The following is a 17,047-nucleotide window of genomic DNA, read 5'->3' as shown; positions in this document are numbered from 1 at the left end:
CATGATGATCAACCATTCCCTCAAGAAAACCATGCTTGGCGTCGCCGGTATTGCAATGGGTCTGCTTTTTTGCAGCGCCGCGCAGGCTCAAGGCAATGTCACGCGGCTCATCGTTCCCTTCCCGCCGGGCGGCGGCACCGACGTGCTGGCACGGGTCTTGAGCCGGCGCATGGAGGCCGACCTTGGCGAGACGGTGATTGTTGAAAACAAGCCCGGCGCGGGCGGCAACATTGCACATGACTATGTCGCCGCCGCTGCGCCAGACGGCAAGACCCTGCTTTTCACCACCAACAGCCTGGTGATCAACCCGCTCATCTACAGCAACGTGAAGTTCAATGCGCTCAAGAGTTATGCGCCCGTGATTGCGCTGGCCCACTCGCCGGTGCTTATCCTCACGCGGCCCGGCGCGCCCTTCAGCACCCTGCCCGAGATGATGCGTTATGCCAAAGCCAACCCGGGCAAGGTGTCCTATTCATCCTGCGGCAATGGCAGCATCCATCAACTGGCGGCAGAGCAACTGAAGGCCGTCGCCGGCATCAGCATGCTGCATATCCCTTACAAGGGCTGCGGCCCGGCGGTGACTGACCTTGCAGGTGGCCAGGTGGATGTCAGCGCCAACAGCCTGACGGCGGTGTCGAGTTTTCTCGCATCGGGCAAGGTCAAGGCCCTGGCCATCACCAATTCAGAGCGGTCCGGGCTGGTGCCGGCTGTGCCGACGGTGGCGTCGTTCGGCCTCAAGGGCTACAGCTTCGACGGGTGGTATGCGGTGGTTGCACCTGCGGGCACGCCTGATGCGGCCATACAGCGGCTCAACGCATCCATGAACAAGGCGCTCACCAATGACGAAGTCAAGAAGACACTGCTGACAGGCTCGCTCGAGCCCCTGGGCGGCCCGCCTTCCGCATTGACCGCCCTCATGACCAAAGAGATAGACATGAGCGCACCCATTATCAAATCTGCGCGAATCACGGGAGACTGAAAAATGCACGGCAAGGACACAGCAGATATGTGGATCAGGAACGCCTGGTACGTGGCAGCCTTCAGCAATGACCTGCAGCACGAGCTGCTGGCGCGCACCTTCATGGGCGAAGCGGTCGTGATGTTTCGCGATACGGCGGGGCGCGCGATAGCCATGGCCGACAAATGCCCGCACCGCGGTGTGCCGCTGTCACTCGGCAAACTGGTCGATGGGATGGTGCGCTGCACCTATCATGGCATTCGCATCAACAGCGAAGGCCAGTGCAAACACATTCCCTGCCAGGCACTCATCCCCGCGCAGGCGCGTGTGGCCACTTACCCGGTGGCAGACAAACACGGCTTCACCTGGATCTGGATGGGCGATGCCGCGCAGGCCGATGCGGCGCTGATACCCGATGTGCACTGGATGGACGATGCAGCCTGGACGGCCTGCGGCGGTTACCACCATGTGGGTGCCGACTACCAGTTGATGAACGACAACCTGCTCGATTTGTCGCATGAGTCTTTCCTGCATGACAGGACCATAGGCAATGAGGCTGTGGCCGAGGCGCCGGTCAAAACCGTGGTGAATGCCGGCGAAGTGCGTGTTCACCGCGACATCTTCAACTGCGAACCGCCGCCTTTTTACATCAAGGCCACCGGCTTCACAGACCGCATCAACCGCTGGCACACCACCATCTTCACGCCGCCCTCATTCAACCTGATTGAAAACGGCTCTTACCCCGCAAATGCCAGCAAGGACCATGCGCTGGAACGACGGGTGATTCACCTCACCACACCAGAGACGGCGACGAGTTGCCACTATTTCTGGGGCGTGGCCAGAGCCTACCAGCGTGATGATGCGGCGCTGACCGAGTTCATACGCCAGCAATCGAGCAACACCTTCGATGAAGACAAAGCCATGCTCGAAGCGCAGCAGCGTTCACTGGGCGGTACCGGCGGCTCGGCTTTCCCGGTGTCGCTGTGCACCGATATCGGGCCCATACAGGCACGCAAGCTGGTGCAGAAGCGTGTGGCGCAAGAGCAGCTTGCACAGGCGTCGGTAGCAGTGGTTCAAACGGCAGGACTGGCACATGCGGCCTCCTGATACCGCCTTCGCAATAGCGCGGCGAAAAAACCTGCCGCACAATATGCGCATGAGTACCAAGCGCCCCCCTGACGCCCAGGCCCCTGCCCGCAAGGCAGCGGCCACCGCAGAAGAAAACCTGCTGATGGATCTGTACGACCAGCCTGGCCACCTGATTCGCCGTGCGCAACAGATTGCCGTGTCGATGTTCCGCGAAACCATGGATGCCGACATCACACCCGTGCAGTTCGCCATCATGCGCATGCTCAAGGAGTCCCCCGGCATTGACCAGGTCACGCTGGCTGGCCTGGTGGCGCTCGACAAATCCACGACGGCCGACATCGCCGTGCGGCTTGAAAAGCGCGGCCTGATTCACCGCGAGGTCGTGGCCCGCCGGCAGCGCTGCCTGTCGCTGACACGTGCGGGCGAGGCGGCACTGTCTGCCACGGTGACCTCCGTGCATGTGCTGCGTGACCGGATGCTGTCCAGCCTGCTGCCGGCAGAGCAGAAAGAATTCATACGCCTGCTCAAGAAGTTCGTGCACATCAACAACGAACAGAGTCGGGCGCCGCTGCAGCGCTCCGGGTCAGCCACTACCACTACCGCCACCACCACCACCACCAGAGACTAGGGGAAATCCCTGAAGAAAGGACGTGACCACCAGCTTGTTTGACGCCGAGTCATTCAGTACACTTATCGTCATTAAGTATACGGAATGACTATCGGGAAGCCGGTGTGACTTCCATCATTCGGCAAGCAAAACCCTCACGGAGACACCCATGAAAAAACGTTCATTCATCTCACTTGCAGCCTGCGCGGTCCTGGGTCTTTCGACCAGCGTCATGGCACAGGGCGAGCCCTTCAGGGTCGGCCTGATCCTGCCCATGACAGGCCCTTTCGCCTCTACCGGCAAGCAGATTGAAGCTGCAGTCAAGCTCTATATGGCGCAGAACGGCTCGACCGTTGCGGGCCGCAAGGTCGAGGTGATTCTGAAAGACGATGCCGGCGTGCCTGATGGCACCAAGCGCCTGGCGCAGGAGCTGATCGTCAACGACAAGGTCAGCGTGATTGCCGGCTTTGGCCTGACGCCGAGCGCACTCGCTGCGGGCGCCATCGCCACGCAGTCAAAGACACCTGCGGTGATCATGGCGGCAGCAACCTCCAGCGTGGTGGCCACCTCGCCGTTTTTTGTGCGCACCAGCTACACGCTGTACCAGAGCGCCTCGACCATGGCCGAGTGGGCCACCAAAAACAAGATCACCAGGTTTGTGACGCTGGTGTCCGACTACGGCCCAGGCCTGGATGCTGAAAAGAATTTCACTGAAAAGGTCAATGCCTCAGGCGGCAAGGTAGTGGCCGAACTGCGTGTGCCCATGCGCAACCCCGACTTCGCGCCTTTCCTGCAGCGTGTACGTGATGAGAAACCCGAGGCGGTTTTTGTCTTCGTCCCATCTGGTCCCGGCGCTGCATTGATGAAGCAGTTCACAGAGCGCGGTCTCGACAAGGCTGGCATACGCCTGATCGGCGATGGCGGCATCACCGACGACGACCTGCTCAACGAGATGGGTGATTCCGCGCAAGGTGTGGTCACCTCATTTCACTACTCGGCAGCGCACGACTCTGCCGTCAACAAGAAGTTTGTGGCCGACTTCAACGCCGCCAACAAGGGCATGCGACCCAACTTCATGGCGGTAGGTGGTTACGACGGCATGGCCGTGATCTACAAGGCGCTTGAAAAAACCAGAGGGCAGGGTACAGGCCAGGCGCTGGTCGACGCGATGAAGGGCCTGTCGTTTGAAAGCCCGCGCGGCCCCATCACCATTGATGCAAAAACCGGCGACATCGTGCAGGACGTCTATATCCGCAAGGTTGAGCGTCGCAATGGCCAGCTCTACAACATCGAAATCGACAAGATCAAGGCCGTCAAGGACCCTGGCAAGTAATCAAAAAACGCTGCCCGTGCAGCAGGAGCCACACATGAACAACATGGTCACACCCGCAGAAGTGAAACGCGCACCCACTTTGTTCCCTCTGGACCGCTGGTATGTCGCCGGCTTCTCATGGGAACTTAAAGACAAGCCCCTGGCCCGCACAATTTTGTCGCGGCCCATGGTGCTGTTTCGCGCGCAGGACGGCAGCGCCGCCGCGCTTCAGGATCGCTGCTGCCACCGCGACCTGCCGCTGTCATGCGGCACGGTTGAAGGTGCGGGCTTGCGCTGTGGTTACCACGGCCTGCTGTTCGACACAGCGGGCAAGTGCGTCGAGATACCAGGTCAGGAGCGCATCCCGGCCAAGGCCTGCGTCACGTCCTACCCATTGCAAGAGCGCGACCAGATTCTCTGGGTCTGGGTCGGTTCTGCACCCGACAGCGCACCGGTGGGTGAACCGCCGGCCTATCCCTTCCACAGCGATGCCGCCTACAAGTTTGGCGGCGATGTGTACCACTACGATGCGCCGTGGCAACTGATTCACGACAACCTGCTCGACCTCAGTCATCTCGGTTATGTGCACCTCAAGACGATTGGCGGCAACCCCACGCTGCACATGAATGCAGCGGTGAAGGTCGAGAGCACAGAAGAAACCGTGCGTGTGATTCGCCTCATGCCTGAGTCCGATCCGCCGCCCACGTATACAGCCGCCTGGCCCTTCGTCGGCAAGATAGACCGCTGGCAGGAGGTCGAATTTCACCCTTCGCACTGTGCCATCTGGACAGGCGCGATGGACCACGGCACCGGCTCGTACGACGACCCGAATCGCCATGGATTTCACATGCGCGGCTTTCACGGCGTGACGCCAGAAACTGAAACCACCACGCATTACTTCTGGACGATTGCCACCAACCCGCACCCCGACCGCGCTGACGTGACCACGCTGGTGGTAGACCAGACCGCAGCCACGTTTGAAGAAGACAAGGTCATCATCGAAGCGCAATACCAGAACCAGGTGCGCCAGGGCCCCGGCCCCAACATTGACATCCACGTGGATGCGGGGCCCAATCGTGCGAGGCGCCTCATCACCAGACTGCGGCAGCCCACGGTGGTGGTGTAGCCGCCTTTCGATTTCAGTGATTAGCAAGCAAGTCAACAACAGGAGACAAGAAACCATGGCAAACAACAGAGGCGTCGTCTACGTCGAGCAGGGCAAGGTCGAGGTCAGGGCCATCGACTACCCCAAGCTTTTGAACCCGCAAGGCCGCACCGCCAACCACGGCGTGATTCTCAAAGTGCTCACCACCAACATCTGCGGCTCAGACCAGCACATGGTGCGCGGCCGCACCACCGCCCCCGCAGGCCTCGTGCTCGGCCATGAAATCACCGGCGAAGTCATAGAAGCCGGCAAGGATGTAGAAACCCTTTCTGTCGGCGACATCGTCTCCGTACCGTTCAACGTCGCCTGCGGCCGCTGCCGCCTGTGCAAGGAACGCCAGACCGGCGTTTGCCTGACGGTCAATGAATCCCGCCCCGGCGGCGCCTACGGTTATGTCGACATGGGCGGATGGGTAGGCGGACAGGCCGAATACGTCATGGTCCCCTACGCCGACTTCAACCTGCTCAAGTTCCCCGACCGCGACCAGGCCATTGAAAAGATCCGCGACCTGACCTGCCTGTCGGACATCCTGCCCACCGGTTATCACGGTGCAGTGACCGCAGGCGTAGGCCCCGGCAGCACGGTGTATGTCGCAGGCGCATGCCCTGTCGGCCTCGCATCCTCCGCATACGCCAGCTTGCTGGTCGGAGCCGTCGTCATCGTCGGCGACGTCAACCCCGCCCGTCTCAAACACGCCAAGAACGTCGGTTTCGAGATCGCAGACCTGTCAACCGACGTACCCCTGGGCGACCAGATCCAGGCCATCCTCGGCGTTCCCGAAGTCGACAGCGCCATCGACGCCGTCGGCTTTGAAGCACGCGGCCACGGCCATGAAGGCGCGCAGCATGAAGCCCCAGCCACCGTGCTGAACTCCCTGATGGAAATCACACGCGCAGCCGGCAAGATCGGCATCCCCGGCCTGTATGTGACCGAAGACCCGGGCGGTGTCGACAAGGCTGCCAAGACAGGCTCGCTCAGCATTCGCCTTGGCCTGGGCTGGGCCAAGTCGCACAGCTTCATGACCGGCCAGACGCCGGTGATGCAGTACAACCGCGCCTTGATGCAGGCCATCCTCTGGGACAGGATCAAGATTGCCGACATCGTGGGGGTGAAGGTCATCTCGCTGGACGATGCGCCAACGGGCTACGCCCAGTTCGATGCGGGTGCACCTGTGAAGTTTGTGATTGATCCGCACGGGCAACTGCGTAAATAAGCAGGGGCGCCGTTCAGGCGCGGCCAGCAGCCCAAACCGCTATATGTAAAGTCGACTTTACATTTTGGGGCTTTGGGCGGTCTGGCCGGCTCTTGCAGGCCCAAAAATGGCTTAAAAAGGCCATTTTTAGGTGCCAAATCAGGCTGCAGACCAATAGATACGTACGTGGGCAGCTATTAAAAGCGTAGCAAATTACGCCGCGCCTGACGACGCCAGCCAGTCGCCCAGGTGGCTGCAGACCCATTCACCATCGTCATGTGGCAGGTCATGCCCCGCCCACGGGTGCTGCATGTGCCTCGCCTGCCAGGCTGCGGCCAGTCTTGTCGAGCACACCGGGTTGACGAGCCGGTCGCCGGCTGAGGACAACACCAGCGCCGGGCAGCGCGGCGTCGCTTCTGCGCATGAGAAGCTGGCGGCGGCCAGCAACTGGCGTGCGGCATTGGCGGGCATCACGGGCGCGCTTTTGCGAATCTGCAGCCATGCGGCAATGTCTGCTTCGCGCGCGGCGCTGACGTTGCAGGTCAGGTCATGCACCACGCTTTCCGCATAGTCGGCATCGGGCCAGCGCGCAGCCAGCAGCGCCAGTTGTGGCCAGTTGGCGGGCCGCAGCCGCTGCGTGATGCTGCTGAAAGGGCGCATGCTGGTGTTGATCAGCACCAGCCGTTCGACCTCTGCCGGGTAGCGTTGTGCCCAGCCGGTGGCGACCATGCCGCCCAGCGACAGCGCCAGCAGCCTGTGTGGCCCCTGCAATTTTTTCGCCTGCACCTGTGCGCGCAGGAAATCTACGATGCCCGCGACAGAAGCCGGCGAGGGCAGGCCCGCAAACTCGCCGCTGCCCGGCAGGTCAAGCGTCAGCACCTCTTCGCCACTGCGCCCGGCCAGCAGGGACGTGAACGCGCCCCAGTGCCGTGCCTCACGCGTCAGCCCGCGCAAGAGAATCCAGCTCATACCGTGCGCCTCGGCCGCCAGTAGGCGGTGGCCAGCTGCTGCAACTGCACGCGGCGGTTCGCGTCGGGCAGCCAATTGGGTGCGGCAAACGCAGCGCGTGTCAAAAAATCCAGCAGATCGGCATGGCGGCGCAGCACACGCTTGATGCGGTGCGCCTTGATCGGGTTGAAGATGCCGTGACGCGAGAACAGCTGGCGCGGGTTCTTGCGTATCCACAGCCATGAGCCGAGTTCAAGTGTCATCGGCAGAAACACGTGGCTGGCCGGTGTGTTGTCATAGGCGTGGTCCCAGAGGTCACCATGCAGCAGGTACTGGTTGCTTTGCGGTTCAAAACTGTAGTCATGGTGCGGGTGTGATTGTTCAAGCATGGTCTTGAGCGCGTACATCTCGGGCAGGTGGGCCATCAGCCGCCGCGTCTTCGCATAGGGAAACCAGATGCTGTCGTCAAAACCATAACCCGAATGGCAATCCAGCGCCAGGCTGAAGGGCCGGCTTGCCAGTTGTTCGCGCACCACGCCCAGCAGCGCAGCGCTTTCGTTTTCCATCGGGGTGTTGGGCCGGCCGCAGTACCAGGGCAACAGCGGCGTGAAGGTCTGCCCTCCCGCGAGAAAAGGCACGGGGCTTTCAGCACGCTGCGCCGCATTGCGCATCAGGTCCACGCCGTTCGGGTTGGCACGTTTGTGCGCCCACATGCCGCCCGGGTTGACGATGGGCATGAAGACCAGCCGCACCTTCTCAAGCTGGCGATGCAGCAGCTCGTCCCACTCCAGGCGAAACAAAAGCGCCCGCATGTAATGCAGGATCACCTGCGTTCCGATGCGCTCCAGCCCATGAATGCCGCCAAAAAATCCCACGGCGGGGGCGGCCGGGTCGCGCGAGCCAATCGCCGCAGTGAAGACGGGAAAGTGCGTACGCATGAGCACCGGCCCCTTGCCCGCCCGTACATCACACACCGTCTCGATATCAAAATGGTTTTGCCCCGCCAGCAGGATGGCTTTCAGGTCTTCATGCTCGACAAAGGTGTGGTGCAGGTCGGCAGTGGGCGTGAGGTGGTCGGGCGGGACGTGCGCGGAAAGGGGCATGTCCCATCCTTGCATGCGGGTGTGACGGTTTGATGTAGGTTGGCGATCGACAATATGTAGTTATCAATAGTTGGCAACATTGCTAACGACCCGCGACTGGGGTTAGCAAAGGCGTCGACGAGCAAACCACGACACGCCTTGCGCCTCTTGTGAGAGCCACGTAGAGATGCTGCGCGGTCATGCGTTCGGGTTCAAGAATGACCGCGACGTCAGCCTCCAGTCCTTTCAGAAGAAGTGTGCTTCCGACGGCGCGCCGGCCCAGCGGCCGCCCCAGATGGCGGTTTCGCTCGCGGGCTTGCATCGCTGCGCCGATGAATCCGCCTTCGCCCCCTGTTGCTCTCAGCGCCGAGATACAGCAGTGCAGCACTTCGGGTCGGTAGACGCGCGCACCGTGTTGGTCTGCCAGCGACTGGAGCAGGTTAATCGAGGTCGTGTGACTGGGCGCCGCTACGAACGTCACGGCTGCGGCTTCTGCAGGTGTCGCGGGCGTGCGGGCTCTGCCGCGCTGTATCGTTTCGACCCGTGCGAGTAAGTTGGCAGTTCCCACACCTGTCATCAGTGAGGTGGCGAACTCTGCAAGTTGTCGCAGCGCGTCGGGACTCGCTACATCGAACTGGCGGGCGAAGTTCACCAGGTCTTTTAGATCTACCGCCTCGACAGACGTGGCGCCCGGCGTCTGCATCGTGAGTTGATTCCGTGCATTGACATTGATGGAGTCGCCAATGATAAGAACGCGGCCGTCTCGGTTTGGCGCTGCTGTCCGGGCGGCGGCCAGTCGCTGCTGCAGTTCCATGCCTTGGGCTAGTTGAACCCATTCGACGCCCCCAGGCGCTCCACGAAGGTCTACCGGTTGGCCGGCTTGCAATGATGCGCGAACCTGAAGTAGCCAAACGCCTAGTGCTTCCATGCCGACGAGGCGCCATCGCCAGGGAGTTTGTAGCGCTCCGATGGGCGGGAATGCTATCTGGGCTTGGTTCTCCCAGTGAACCAAGGGGTCCCGGAAGCCAAATATCGCCTGCATCGGGTCACCAAGAATGCAAGTAGGGAGTGTCTGAGCAATGGAGCAGACGATAGCGTGCTGCGCAGTATTGCAGTCCTGATACTCATCCACCAGCAAGCGCGAGTAAGTTGAGGCAATAGGGTCAACAACGTGACCTGCCTGTAGGAGCTGTTGCACGGCGCCTCGAATCGCTGGGTAGTCGGTGTTCGGGTTGGCCAACTCAAGTACACGCGCATTAAGGCCTGCGCGAAGTGGAAACTTGGTCGCCAGCCGCATCGCGAAACCGTCGATGGTGGACACCCTATATGCCGAACTGGGGACGCTGCCGCGCTGAAGCCTGGCGCGTAGAGCCGTGACTCCAGCGTTGGTGTGCGTCAGCACCAAGACTGGCTTAGTGTCTATGTGCTGGCTGATCGCATCCGCGATGAGCTGGGTCTTGCCGCAGCCGGCTGGGGCGGTAACGGAGCCTAGGCGTGCCTGAAAGATGTCGATTTCAGGTGGCGGCACTCGTCCACCTCCACAGCACATTCATAATTTCGACGAAGCCCGGTTCGGCACCTGCTATGTGAGGGCCGACGATATCCTTGGCGATTTCCTGGAAACTGCTCACTGACTTGAACCAGCCGTTCTTGTTGTTGCGAGCGGCAAGCCCCAGCAATGCTCGGCTCGCGGGGGTGTAGCCGCCATTGAGTCGTTCGGCTTCTATGGCATCCAAGGTGACTTGCCCATGCGACTTCGACATGACGTGCTCAGCCATGAGTTCGCGGCCCACCATCTCGTCGGCCTTATTGAGCAACGCATGCACTGCGTCATTGCTTGAATGGATGAATAACTCATCCTCAAGCGCTAAGCCGGGTCTCCAAGTTAGGTACTGGCCGCCGGCCGCAACGAATCTCTCCACAAGTCCAACGGTTGCAACTGGCTTGTCCGCGTCAACGAAGACGAGGACGCGATAGCCCAACTTGAGGAACACCTCCCCTCGCGTAAAGCATTGATCGGGGCTCCCCCCGCCCGAGTCCACGTATGAGCCTCCGTTTGCCAGGAATGACGTCGCGCCACAGTGAACCCACCATTGGTCCATCCCGCGAGCGAATCCGACTTCGCTAGCACCTTCGCAGACGATCACCGACTTGGACAGGAAGGCTTCAGCCGCCTTGCGCAGCGTGCGCTGGATGCCGTCGTCCGCACCAGCGCATGTCGCCGTGTGCGAGCCCAAACCCTGGCGCAAGACAAAAAGCTGTTTACCGGCGAGCTCCCTAAGCGCCACCGGCGAATGGGTTGTCATAAAGACCTGTAGCGGCTCGGCCTCGTCCTTAGCGCCGAGTGAGTCGAGCAATCGCATGAGCCGGTGTGGCTCAAGTCCGTATTCGACCTCGTCTACTAGGGCGACCGTGGCTGCCGCCGCTGCGGCCCTTTGCAACCCCGCAACAAGAAGTCGTCCCGAGCCGGTGCCCAGCGACCGCAGAGGAATGCCCGTTGCGCTGTGAAGTGCGATAGCACCATCGCCAATCGACACTGAGTGAGCATCAAGTAGCGCCTGAGCGCTTGCACCGACGGGCACGCCTAAGCCGGTAGCTGTCTGGGTGACCACTTGCAACGTTTGGGCGAGTTGAGGACCAGCCTGCGCACCAAAGGCGGCCCGGGCGGCGCGTCCCGCGCCTGCGAGCTCCAAGCCAAGGTTCGCACGTTCTTCAGTGAGCCGATTCAACACAGAGCCCCTAGCCCAGGAAAGGTTCGTGTTTGCGTAGGTGCCGATTCTGGCTGGTGCCAGGAGACTGCGATCCTTCCATGCCAAAGACCGCTCCAGTTGCTGATGGGCTGCGCGGTCGGAATAGAGCAACCAACTGGGCTCTAGGTCGCTCTTGACCTCGAGCTTCAGCGTCAGAGCCGTTTCCAGGCCCGCGCGCGGCTCGTCTTCAATCTGCCCGGTACCGAAGTCAAATCCGCGAAGGAACTCTCCGTAGGTGTCGATGTTCTTCAGCGCGTCAGGTAGTGCGCCGAGCGTGACAGCAATCACAATGGTCTGGCTGACGTCCATGCCGAAGAAGTCCGTGTCGCCGAAAGGTGCGCTCCTCCTAGCTCCAAGACATAAATCGATCGCATCGAGGATGGTGGACTTGCCGCTGTCTCCCGGCCCAATAAGACAGTTCACGCCGTTGGACGGTGTCCAGTCGAGCAACTGTATAGATCGGAAATTTCGGATTTTCAGTCGACGGATGCGCGTCATGATTGCTCCCCGTTATTCTTGCAAGCATCCTAACCCGACAGGAAGCTGCCAAACAGATGCGCTGGCACCTTCGGGCAAAAAAGCGAGGTCTTTATCGCTTAAGTAGCTGACTATCGATACGTACCCGTGCGTGCAGTTTTGACTTTCTGGTACTGGCGTGACAAAGATGTAAGCGGACTCATGCGGAGGTGTGGACTCAGGAATCGGCGCACAAATTGCTTGTGTGCAAGACATGTTTACGAACGGCACCGCAGTTTGCAAACGCCGGTCACACAACATCAGTCTCAACCCAAACCCGAAAGCAATCATGACCCTGATCCGCTCAATACTCGTGGCGCTAGGCGCTGTATCCACCCTGGTGGTGGCAACCCTTTCTTCAGCACAAGACGCCTACCCCAGCCGCCCCGTCAAGGTCATCGTTGCGCTGCCGGCGGGCGGCAGTGTGGACATGATTGCGCGCATGGTCAGCCAGCAGCTGACGACTGACCTGGGCCAGCCTTTTGTGGTGGACAACCGGGCCGGCGGCTCTGGCCAGATCGGCGTGCCGGTCGTGGCCAAGGCCGCGCCTGACGGCTACACCATCATGGTGTCGCCCGCATCGTTTTTGACCACCAACAAGAGCATCTTCAAGCAGCTGCCCTACAACCCCGAAGCCGACTTTGTGCCTGTGACCAAGCTGGTCAACCAGTCCATGGTGCTGGTGGTGAATGACAAGACCAAATACCCGACGCCGGCCAGCATTCTTGCGGCGGCCAGGGCCAACCCCGGCAAGCTGACTTACGCCTCCTCGGGTGACGGCAGCCCCCAGCACCTGGCTGGCCTGATGTTTGAAAGCCAGACCGGCGTCAAATTGCTGCATGTTCCGTACAAGGGCGGCGCGCCAGCGATTACCGACCTCATCGGCGGTGTCGTGGACATGGCCTTTTCGCCCATGCCTGAGGCACTGCCGCATATCAAGTCGGGCAAGCTCTTCCCGGTGGGCGTGCTCAGTGAGCGGCGTGCTGTATCGGCACCCGAGATCCCGACCCTGAAGGAGGGTGGCGTGAACAACGTGGTGTTGTCCGCCTGGATAGGCATGCTGGCGCCCGCCAGAACCCCACAGCCCGTGCTGGATAAACTCGGCAAATCAGTGAAGACCATGCTGCGCGGCGACGCCAAGACCCGCCTGATCGAACTCGGCATGGAACCCGCACCCGATGAAGCGAAGCCGCTGAATCAGGTCATCACCGAAGAGATCCGCATACACGCTGAGCTGGTGAAAGCTGCCGGCCTGGTGCCGCAGTAAGGGCCAGGGGCCTTGAGCAGCGAACGGACGGCCCGGTTATTTCTTTCCGGTGCTGTCTTTTAGTTCGCCTTCGAGCTTTTCAGTCACGGTCTCAAGTTTTTTGGCTGTCTTGTCCAGCTTCTTTTGAACCTCGGCTGTCCGCTTGACTGCACCGCTGACATCCTCTGACGTCGGCGTATCGGGGATATTTTTTTGCAAGACGGCGTGCGCCACCGCCAGGTCATGCGCCGCATGCTCGATCTCCCGCGTAACCTCTTTGCTCTCGTTAACGGCTTCAGCCACTTTGGGGGTAACCGTGGCGGAGTTTTTTGACTTTCGAATGGGCATGGCACTGATCTTGGGGTTTCGACTCTGGATTGACGTGTTGGCAGGCTTGTGTTCTGCAGCCGCAATGTTACGCCGATACACGACTCTGCCTACACGCAGTTACACCTATGCCCCTTCCGCTTTGCTGGTTGCCGGGCCGGGAAAGCGGCTGACTTGCGAGGGGCGCAGGGTATCTATGGGGCGAATTTCCCCGGAACTCCGAAGTGGACAGAGTTGGCACCGGCGTTGTAAAAACTCCCGGATTTTTTGCCGCCCATGCCGCCGGTCCTCCCCCGCTGGTTGGCGAATCGCAGGGCCGCTTCTGCGCTTGTTTAAACTGTGTCCATACCGACCATTCCATTCCTGGAGACCCGCATGACCACCCCCGCCTATAAAGACACCCAACTTCTCATCAACAACGAATGGTGCGACGCCGCCAGTGGCAAGACGCTGGATGTGGTCAACCCGGCCACAGGCAAGCCCATCGGCAAGGTGGCGCATGCCGGCATTCCTGACCTTGACCGCGCGCTGGCTGCCGCCCAAAAGGGCTTTGAAGCCTGGAAAAAGACCCCTGCCAACGAGCGTGCGAACATCATGCGCAAGGCCGCCGGTCTGCTTCGAGAGCGGGCTGCAGACATTGCGCGCCTGCTGACGCAGGAGCAGGGCAAGCCGTTTGCCGAAGCCCGCGTGGAGGTGCTGGCTGGTGCAGACATCATTGAATGGTTTGCAGATGAAGGCCGCCGTGTGTATGGCCGCATCGTGCCGTCGCGCAACCTGGCTGCACAGCAACAGGTGCTGAAGGAACCCATAGGCCCCGTGGCTGCGTTCACGCCCTGGAACTTCCCCATCAACCAGATCGTGCGCAAGCTCGGCGGTGCGCTGGCCTGCGGTTGCTCTTTCCTGGTGAAGGCGCCCGAAGAAACACCGGCTTCACCTGCGGCATTGCTGCAGGCATTTGTGGATGCAGGCGTTCCCCCGGGCACAGTTGGCCTGGTATTTGGCGACCCGCATGAGATCTCCAGCTACCTGATTCCGCACCCCATCATTCGCAAGGTGACCTTCACAGGCTCCACACCCGTCGGCAAACAGTTGGCCGGCATGGCTGGCCTACACATGAAACGTGCCACGATGGAGCTCGGCGGCCACGCGCCTGTCATCGTTTGTGAAGACGCCGATGTGGCGCTGGCCGTGAAGGCCGCAGGCGCCGCGAAGTTCCGCAACGCAGGCCAGGTGTGCATATCGCCAACGCGTTTCCTGGTGCACAACAGCATCAAGGACGAGTTTGCCCAACTGATGGTCAAGCACGCTGAAAGCCTCAAGCTGGGTGACGGCCTGACGGAAGGCACAACGCTGGGCCCATTGGCCAATGCGCGGCGCCTGACGGCCATGGCCAAGGTGCTGGACGATGCGCGCAAGACAGGTGCAAAGGTGGCGACTGGCGGTGAACGTGTCGGCACCGAAGGCAATTTCTTCTCGGCCACGGTGCTGACGGATGTGTCGCTGGACGCGGACGTGTTCAACAACGAGCCTTTTGGTCCTATCGCAGCCATTCGCGGGTTCGACAAGCTTGAAGAAGCGATCTCTGAAGCCAACCGCCTGCCTTATGGCCTGGCCGGTTACGCCTTCACCAAATCCATCAAGAACACCCACATGCTGTCGCAGCAGATGGAAGTCGGCATGCTGTGGATCAACCAGCCTGCCACACCATCGCCTGAAATGCCGTTCGGCGGCATCAAGGACTCGGGCTATGGCTCTGAGGGCGGCCCGGAGGCGATGGAGGCTTACCTGGTGACCAAGGCCGTGTCCATCATGGCCGTGTAACTGATTGCCCTGCTCACACGGGCAGTTCAATCACCCCATCAGACAGAGCGGGTACGCGACGCAGGGCAGGGTGTAGCCCTCGCGTTTTTCATCAAGGCTCAGGCGGTCATTCGATGCGGTCATGAACTTTGCCGCTGATGAGTTTGCAGATGCGGGTGCGGCCGCCCGCAACACCTGACCGGCCTGATGTGTGAAGGCCAGACCGGCGGCAATCTGTTACACGTTCCATACAAGAGCGAAGAGCGGTTTGCCTGTCATCCCGGGCCTGATGGGCGTTGTTGTTGACGTGGCCTTGTCCCCGTTGCCTGACGGGTGTTCTGCTTTTGCCCCGGGATCGGCAGTTCTGGCGCATGTTGACATCAGCGTCGCCTGCTGCCACGCGCATGAAACGCAGAACACGCCTGCCAGCAGGTCATGACCGCTGCTGCCGGCGATTTTTGGTGTCTCTGGCGCTGAGCCCGGCCTTTGGGCAAGCGGCTTGAGGGCGTGCGTTCGGCTCTGGCAATCCAGGCGGCCTTCAGCGCCGAATTGCCGGCTTCAAACCCCGTTCACAGCGCCTGCCAGTCTTTCGGGCAGCCCGCCACGTCCTGCACCTCGAAACGATTTTTGAAGAATCTGTCCGGGAAAACATGGCTCGTGGCGGCTGGCATTTACAGTGAATGAGGTGTATCGTTATTTAACACATTGTTCTTCTGTGCGATACAAAAAATTCATGCAAGCCAGACCTAAAACAACCCTGCCTCCTCCGCCTTTGCGCTTTTCAACCCAAACGCGCAGGGACCCGGGTGGCATACAGTCTGTTGCAATGGCACTGCGCCTGGTCGCCCACCTTTCGGTGCAAACCGAAGCGGTGGGCGTGACTGCAATTGCAGAAGCATTGGGAACAACCAAAAGCCGCATACACCGGCATTTGCAGACACTGGTGCAGCAGGGTTACGCCATGCAGGACAGGATGACCGAACGCTATGAAGTCGGCCCGGCGCTGATCAACATCGGGATCTCCATCAGTGCGAAACACGATCTCGTCAGCGTTGCCCGCGACAGCCTGAGGGAACTTCGTGAAGTTCTGGGCCATTCTGTAGTGCTTTCGCGCATAGAACCTGACGGGATCCGTGTCCTGCTGACCTTGCCGGGCAAGTCGCTGATTGAAATTGGCGTGAAGCCCGGTTCGCTATTGCCGCTACATGCGACGGCGCAAGGCAAGGTTACGCTGGCGTTCGGCGACCAGGAAATGCGGGGGCGCATTCTCGACTCTGCGCTTGTACCCCTCACGCCTAAAACCATCACCACATCGCGTGCACTTGCTGCTGATCTGGCAAAAACCAAAAGACAGGGCTGCGCCACCGCACCCAATGAAACATTGATTGGGTTCAACGCGCTGGCTGCGCCGGTATTCGATAGTCGGGGCGTACTTGCCGGAACGATTTCCATCGTCGATTCCATCCAGTACCTGGGGGTTGTTCCCACAGATGAACAGGTCCGGCACACGCTGGCTGCAGCTGCAAGAGTGTCTGCCAGCCTTGGCTACAAACCGCGCGCAGTGACGGCGGCAGTTCCCGTGGCGCGATAGCCCGGGGGCCGTTTTTCCCCAGTCAAAAACGCCATCCCGTTTCAGGCACACATACCATGTACGACAAATCCGACCCGCGCTCCACGCTGTCCAGCGCAGCCCCCGCAGCCGCAGCAACGCTCGACGCCAGCACGCCCTACGGCACAGCCTCCTGCATCCACTTCAAGGAAGGCCCGGCCGAAGAAGATTCCTTAAGCCGCAAGTGGTACGGCCGAGGCCACAACTTCGTCATCTGCTACGTCGAAGCCAAGGCCGGCGCCCGCATCACCCGCGTCGGCCAGCCCGACGAATACGTCATCCTCTCCCCCCAGACCACCACAGCGCTGCACATCACCTCCGACCACGGGTCTGCCGACATCCCTGGCTACTCGGTCGTCATCGTCCCTGCAGGCGCCAGCAGCATAGAGGTCAAAAGCGCCGGCAGCTTCTTCATCCTCTACACCACCCAGAGCAAGGACATTGCC

The 17,047-nt window shown here is 60.8% G+C and carries 15 protein-coding genes; 10 read left to right on the top strand and 5 right to left on the bottom strand.

Annotated elements, in window-relative coordinates:
- Window positions 1-4 precede the first annotated feature (4 nt).
- The 6 genes from HYX42_RS17645 to fdhA all read left to right on the top strand — a co-directional run bounded on the left by HYX42_RS17645 (window position 5) and on the right by fdhA (window position 6,344).
- Window positions 5-979: a tripartite tricarboxylate transporter substrate binding protein gene (locus HYX42_RS17645; protein ID WP_293405500.1), complete on the top strand. Its 975-nt coding sequence runs from the start codon at window positions 5-7 to the stop codon at window positions 977-979.
- A 27-nt stretch (window positions 980-1,006) separates the two neighbouring features.
- Window positions 1,007-2,065, top strand: a complete 1,059-nt coding sequence (locus tag HYX42_RS17640) for an aromatic ring-hydroxylating dioxygenase subunit alpha (protein ID WP_293405498.1) — start codon at window positions 1,007-1,009, stop codon at window positions 2,063-2,065.
- Window positions 2,066-2,189: 124 nt separating this feature from the next.
- Entirely contained in the window at window positions 2,190-2,675 is a 486-nt protein-coding gene (locus tag HYX42_RS17635; RefSeq protein ID WP_293405554.1) for a MarR family transcriptional regulator, read from the top strand.
- A gap of 148 nt (window positions 2,676-2,823) precedes the next feature.
- Window positions 2,824-3,987 (top strand): ABC transporter substrate-binding protein, encoded by a 1,164-nt coding sequence (locus HYX42_RS17630; RefSeq protein WP_293405496.1) that lies wholly within the window; start codon window positions 2,824-2,826, stop codon window positions 3,985-3,987.
- A 43-nt stretch (window positions 3,988-4,030) separates the two neighbouring features.
- Window positions 4,031-5,092: an aromatic ring-hydroxylating dioxygenase subunit alpha gene (locus HYX42_RS17625; protein ID WP_293405551.1), complete on the top strand. Its 1,062-nt coding sequence runs from the start codon at window positions 4,031-4,033 to the stop codon at window positions 5,090-5,092.
- Window positions 5,093-5,147: 55 nt separating this feature from the next.
- Complete coding sequence (gene fdhA, locus HYX42_RS17620) at window positions 5,148-6,344, top strand: formaldehyde dehydrogenase, glutathione-independent (RefSeq protein WP_293405494.1); 1,197 nt, start codon at window positions 5,148-5,150, stop codon at window positions 6,342-6,344.
- Window positions 6,345-6,536: 192 nt separating this feature from the next.
- On the opposite strand, the gene HYX42_RS17615 is transcribed toward fdhA, so the two are convergent.
- From HYX42_RS17615 to HYX42_RS17600, 4 genes are all read right to left on the bottom strand, one after another.
- Window positions 6,537-7,292, bottom strand: a complete 756-nt coding sequence (locus HYX42_RS17615) for an alpha/beta hydrolase (protein WP_293405492.1) — start codon at window positions 7,290-7,292, stop codon at window positions 6,537-6,539.
- Entirely contained in the window at window positions 7,289-8,374 is a 1,086-nt protein-coding gene (locus tag HYX42_RS17610; RefSeq protein WP_293405490.1) for a M14 family zinc carboxypeptidase, read from the bottom strand. The genes HYX42_RS17615 and HYX42_RS17610 overlap by 4 nt, the downstream gene beginning before the upstream one ends.
- Window positions 8,375-8,456: 82 nt before the next feature.
- Entirely contained in the window at window positions 8,457-9,881 is a 1,425-nt protein-coding gene (locus HYX42_RS17605) for a UvrD-helicase domain-containing protein (RefSeq protein ID WP_293405488.1), read from the bottom strand.
- Window positions 9,868-11,601: an ATP-dependent endonuclease gene (locus HYX42_RS17600; RefSeq protein WP_293405485.1), complete on the bottom strand. Its 1,734-nt coding sequence runs from the start codon at window positions 11,599-11,601 to the stop codon at window positions 9,868-9,870. Before HYX42_RS17600 ends, HYX42_RS17605 begins: the two co-directional genes overlap by 14 nt.
- Before the next feature lie 307 nt (window positions 11,602-11,908).
- Here HYX42_RS17600 and HYX42_RS17595 point away from each other — a divergent pair, with 307 nt between their 5' ends.
- Entirely contained in the window at window positions 11,909-12,886 is a 978-nt protein-coding gene (locus tag HYX42_RS17595; protein ID WP_293405483.1) for a tripartite tricarboxylate transporter substrate binding protein, read from the top strand.
- Between the two features lie 36 nt (window positions 12,887-12,922).
- Here the strand turns inward: HYX42_RS17595 and HYX42_RS17590 are convergent, their stop codons facing one another.
- Window positions 12,923-13,213, bottom strand: a complete 291-nt coding sequence (locus tag HYX42_RS17590; protein WP_293405480.1) for a hypothetical protein — start codon at window positions 13,211-13,213, stop codon at window positions 12,923-12,925.
- Between the two features lie 354 nt (window positions 13,214-13,567).
- Between HYX42_RS17590 and HYX42_RS17585 the strand changes: the two genes are divergently transcribed.
- From HYX42_RS17585 to HYX42_RS17575, 3 genes are all read left to right on the top strand, one after another.
- Window positions 13,568-15,013, top strand: a complete 1,446-nt coding sequence (locus HYX42_RS17585; RefSeq protein WP_293405478.1) for an NAD-dependent succinate-semialdehyde dehydrogenase — start codon at window positions 13,568-13,570, stop codon at window positions 15,011-15,013.
- Window positions 15,014-15,725: 712 nt separating this feature from the next.
- On the top strand, window positions 15,726-16,583 hold the full coding sequence (locus HYX42_RS17580; protein ID WP_293405475.1) for an IclR family transcriptional regulator: 858 nt from the start codon (window positions 15,726-15,728) through the stop codon (window positions 16,581-16,583).
- Between the two features lie 56 nt (window positions 16,584-16,639).
- A partial coding sequence (locus HYX42_RS17575) for a hypothetical protein (RefSeq protein ID WP_293405473.1) occupies window positions 16,640-17,047 on the top strand: 408 nt, incomplete at its 3' end.

It is taken from the genome of Polaromonas sp. (assembly GCF_016185115.1).
GTDB lineage: Bacteria > Pseudomonadota > Gammaproteobacteria > Burkholderiales > Burkholderiaceae_C > Polaromonas.
Note: the sequence above shows the minus strand (reverse complement) of the source record. Positions and strands in the feature narration are given on the sequence as shown.